At 72.1% G+C, this 3,454-nt stretch carries 4 protein-coding genes and 1 pseudogene; 3 read left to right on the top strand and 2 right to left on the bottom strand.

Annotation, left to right across the window (positions count from 1 at the left end; translation table 11 throughout):
• A partial coding sequence (locus tag RIM90_RS12805; protein WP_309060784.1) for a prolyl oligopeptidase family serine peptidase occupies positions 1-242 on the top strand: 242 nt, incomplete at its 5' end.
• Between the two features lie 141 nt (positions 243-383).
• Here RIM90_RS12805 and RIM90_RS12800 read toward each other — a convergent pair.
• Positions 384-1,028: a TetR/AcrR family transcriptional regulator gene (locus tag RIM90_RS12800; RefSeq protein ID WP_309060783.1), complete on the bottom strand. Its 645-nt coding sequence runs from the start codon at positions 1,026-1,028 to the stop codon at positions 384-386.
• Between the two features lie 74 nt (positions 1,029-1,102).
• Here RIM90_RS12800 and RIM90_RS12795 point away from each other — a divergent pair, with 74 nt between their 5' ends.
• Both RIM90_RS12795 and RIM90_RS12790 read left to right on the top strand, forming a co-directional pair.
• Positions 1,103-1,510, top strand: coding sequence for a RidA family protein (locus RIM90_RS12795; RefSeq protein ID WP_309060782.1), 408 nt, complete (start codon positions 1,103-1,105; stop codon positions 1,508-1,510).
• Between the two features lie 322 nt (positions 1,511-1,832).
• Positions 1,833-2,534, top strand: coding sequence for a 2-phosphosulfolactate phosphatase (locus tag RIM90_RS12790; protein ID WP_309060817.1), 702 nt, complete (start codon positions 1,833-1,835; stop codon positions 2,532-2,534).
• A gap of 794 nt (positions 2,535-3,328) precedes the next feature.
• On the opposite strand, the pseudogene RIM90_RS12785 reads toward RIM90_RS12790, so the two are convergent.
• Positions 3,329-3,454, bottom strand: a pseudogene (locus RIM90_RS12785) (RNA polymerase subunit sigma-24); the annotation flags it as partial.

Raw genomic sequence — 3,454 nt, 5'->3', positions numbered from 1 at the left:
CGCACGTGGGCGCCGAGGCGCCGCCCTTCCTGATCCTGCACGGCAGCGACGACGCCCTGATCCCCGCCCGGCAGTCCATCCGCCTCGCCGGGGCCCTGCGCGGGGCGGGCCACCATCCGGACCTGCGTCTCCTCGCCGGCGGCGACCACCTCTGGGCGGGCCTGTCCGACGAGGACGTGGAGGACTGCTTCGCCCGGACGCTGGGCTTCGTCCGCCGCTGCACGACAACCGTGGAGGACTGAACCCGAACGCCTCCGCGGACGAGCAGCCGGGTCCTGCCCGCCCCGACCACCGCTGTGTCCCCTGCTGCGTCGTCATGCGGCGGCTCGATCCGGCGACGCCCCGGCCCTCGCGCGTGCTCAAGCCCCCTTCGAGCCTCCTGGTCAGGGACGGGGTGCCGCAGTGCCGGGTCCGGCTGGAGGCATCTGCCCCCAGCCGCGCTCGACCGACCGGCGGCATCTGACGGGATCGTCTCCGGCGCTGACGAACAGCGCGGTCAGCATGGGCACGGCGTGGGCGAGTGCCTGGTGCGGCAAGGGGCCTGTGGCGACAAGTGACGCGAGTCCGTGGCCGATCGTCCAGCTGTGTGTTGCCAGTTCCAGCGGGTCCACGTCGCCACGGAAGCGGCCGGCGGTCTTGGCCCGTTCGACGGCGCGGACGAGGCAGTGCAGGGCTTCGTCCGCGGCGTCGGCGTCTTCGAGTTCGAAGCCCGCGTCGAACATGACGCGGTACAGGTCGGGACTCTCCAGGGCGTTGGCCAGGTAGGCGGCTCCCAGGGAGGCGAGGTCCCGCACCGGGTCCGTGGTCGTCGAGACGGCTGCGAGTTTGGCCGCGAGGCGGGTGAAGCCTTCCTGTCGCAGCGCTTTCCACAGGCCGTCCATGCTGCCGAAGTAGGTGTAGACGGCCATCGTCGATACGCCGGTTCCGGCAACCAGCGCGCGGAGCGTGACCGGTTGCCGGGTCCGGAGCATGTGCGCGGCCCGGTCCAGTAGGTGGGAGCGGACCGCGGGATCTTTCGCCCTCGCCATGGCGTCATAAAACATAGCGACGTCATGCCTCCTCGGAGCGCTGATCCCGGCGCCCTTGATGCCGAGGAGGAGCCGTGACCGTCACGCTGGTCAATCCCGACGGGTTGCCGAAACCCGATGTCTATCGGCAGCTGTCGATCGCCTGCGGATCGCAGCTGGTGTTTCTGGCGGGGCAGGTCGCCCGTGATGCCGACGGCCGACGGGTCGGTGAGGGAGATCTCGCCGCTCAGGTCGAGCAGTGCTGTCTGAACATCGGCACGGCACTGGCCGAGATCGGCGGATCCTTCGACGACGTGGCGAAGCTGACCGTCTATGTCGTCGACTGGAGTCCCGGGAAGATGCCGCTGCTGGGTGAAGGGGTGGGCCGGGCGGCGGCGAAGCTGGGCATCGATCCGGTCAAGCCGATCACCCTGCTGGGCGTTGCGGCGCTGGGGGAGCCGGACCTCCTGGTCGAGGTTGAGGCCACCGCGGTCATCGAATAGCCGTACCGCTGCGATCGCGAGGACCGCGGGGCCCGGCCGTGACGAGCCGGAGGGCGACGCGGCCGGGCCGGTCGACGCGGACGGACAGTGGCCCGGCGGTGGTCGGCGCGGCGAGCCCGCAGACGCGGGCGGCGCGGGTGTGGCCGATCGGCAGCGGCGCGGCGTCCCGCTTCCCGACGAGCATGGACGTGGGAGAGGCGGCGAGCGCCCCGCGCACTGCTTTCGCGGCACAGGCAGCCGGAGACGCCGCGTTCCGGGGCCGTCGATGTGATGCACGTCACTGTCCGGGTGCTTCGGGCCGGGCATGAACGATCATGACCGGATGGACGCTCGTTTCCTTGGCATCGCTGAGCTGGTCGAAGCCCCGTCCGCGGCGGTCGTGGTCGACGTCATGCGTGCTTTCACGGTGGCTGCCTGGGCCTTCGCCCAGGGAGCGGAGAAGATCGTTCTTGCTGAGTCGCTGGACGAAGCCCTGGCGCTCAAGGCCCGCCACCCGGATTGGGTGGCGCTCAAGGACGGTCCGCCCGCGCCCGGGTTCGACACCGTCAACTCGCCGGGCCTGCTGCGGTCTGTCGACCTTGGCGGACGGACCGTTGTGCAGAAGACCACGGCAGGGACGGTCGGCGCCCTCGCGGTCAAGGAGGCGCCGCTGGTGCTGTGCGCCGGCTTCGTGGTGGCGGAGGCAACGGCTCGGCTCTTGCGGACGCGCGAGTGCGACAGCGTCACGTTCGTGGTCACCGGTGACGACGGGCGTGCCGATGAGGATCTGGCGTGCGCCCAGTACATCGCCCGGAGGGCCGCCGGGGACGGAGCGGATGCGGATGAGTTCCTCCGCCGCGCCGGAGAGTCGCGCGCCGCCGCCGAGTTGGCGGAGGGCGTGCGCCAAGGAGCCCATCCCGACGACGTCGCACTCTGTCTTGAACTCGACCGGTTCCCCTTCGCCATGGTGGCGGCCCTGGAGGACTCGCTCATGGTCCTCCGCCCGTGCGCCGTGCCCTCGCTGACCGACTCGGCTTCGATCTGATCGCTGGTGAGGCCCGGCTCTGCCGTGCGAGAGCCGGTATCCGGTCGGGTGTGCGGCACCAGCTGGCCGCATGTCCCGATGACGGTGGTTCGGGGCGGCGGGCGGCTGAACCGAACGGTGCCGGCGGCGGCTTCGCGGAGTCGGATGATCTCCTCGTGCCGAGCGGTGAGACGGGCCGGGGCCTGGGGCGGAAGCCCGTAAGCTCGTCGATCGTCCGCTCCGACCGGGCCGACCGCTCCTCGAACTCGGCGTCCTCCGCTTTGAGGCGGGCGATGTGGGCCCGGTAGTCCCGGCTCGGACACCGGGGAGCAGGTAACTCACCGGTAGGTTCCGGGGCGCGACTTCCGCGGCGGGCGGCGGGTCTCGTTCGGCGACGTGCCGGGCGACGGCATCGACACCGGGGCGGGCGTACCGCTCCGGGACCTGCCGGGCATTCGGTGGATGCCGGGCCGTCGCGCAGGTCGGCGTCGCAGTCACCGGTCCCCCGGAGACTGGTTCGGTGGTGCGGCGTCCAGCAGGCGATCACCTCGCCGTTCACGTCGTGAACCGTGACCGCCGGCCGGCCGTTGCACAGGCGACGGTCGCCGGTGCCGCCGTCCGCAATGGCCAGGAGCCGGGTCAGGCCGGCGGTCCCGGCACCAGTCACCACGCCTCCAGCGCGCATGTCGTCGCCGCCGGGGTTCCCCGCCGGCAACGCGTCGTGCGGCTCGTCCTGACCCGCCCACTCGCTGTGAGGCGACCGCTCCGGCCACGGGAGCGCGCCCGGTGCCGCGGGAAAATCCGAGCGCGGCCTGTCAGCGGCACCGGCGGGTGTTGAGCCGGGCGGCCTGGCGTGTCAGGTGGTCGCGCTCGGCGAGGTCGGGTGCCTTGTGGGCCGCCTCGGCGTACAGCCGCGCCGCCGTCGCGAGGTCGCCGTCGCG

The sequence above is a fragment of the Streptomyces sp. genome (genome assembly GCF_031181555.1).
In the GTDB taxonomy this organism is placed as follows: domain Bacteria; phylum Actinomycetota; class Actinomycetes; order Streptomycetales; family Streptomycetaceae; genus Streptomyces; species Streptomyces fimbriatus.
This window is presented reverse-complemented; position numbering and strand designations above follow the sequence as displayed.

What these genes read in the sequence shown, in the direction of transcription:
- RIM90_RS12800 (WP_309060783.1), bottom strand. Translation starts at nt 1,028, where the DNA reads ATGGCGAGGGCGAAAGATCCCGCGGTCCGCTCCCACCTACTGGACCGG.
- RIM90_RS12790 (WP_309060817.1), top strand. Translation starts at nt 1,833, where the DNA reads ATGGACGCTCGTTTCCTTGGCATCGCTGAGCTGGTCGAAGCCCCGTCC.